General features: G+C 69.2%; 1 protein-coding gene. It reads left to right on the top strand.

Annotation, left to right across the window (positions count from 1 at the left end):
- Positions 1 to 136 precede the first annotated feature (136 nt).
- On the top strand, positions 137 to 439 hold a 303-nt coding region (locus EXE44_RS18250; protein WP_158293509.1), incomplete at its 3' end, for a PAS domain-containing protein.

Below are 439 nucleotides of genomic sequence, written 5' to 3'. Positions count from 1 at the left end.
ACCGGGGACGTTCGGCGCGAAACGGCCCCGCTCGTCGAGCGAGGCCCGTCGCGCGTCGGCAGGGAGCGCCGTCTGCGAGCCGGTTCCCCTCCGCGAATCCAGGGCACCTAAACCGCCGCGCCGCGTACCCGCTCGCATGTCCGACCCGGCGCGTGGATCGACCTCCGATCAGGACCTCCAAACGGTCCTCGATCGGATGGCAGACGGGTTTTTCGCCCTCGACTCGGGCTGGACGGTCACGTACGCGAACGAGGAAGGGCGTCGGATCCTCCGAGCCGCGATGAGCGACGACGCGGTCGGCCCGACGGGATCGGTCGAGGGGTGCCACCTCTGGGACTCGATCCCCGGATCCGCCGACACGGAGTTCCACGACGAGTACCACCGGGCCATGACGACCCAGGAGCCCGTCTCGTTCGACTCGTACTACGAGCCGTTAGAC

This window comes from Halorubrum sp. SS7 (genome assembly GCF_005435055.1).
Taxonomy (GTDB): Archaea; Halobacteriota; Halobacteria; order Halobacteriales; family Haloferacaceae; genus Halorubrum; species Halorubrum salinarum.
The sequence above is the reverse complement of the archived record's forward strand: the minus strand, read 5'-3'. Positions and strand labels throughout refer to the sequence as shown.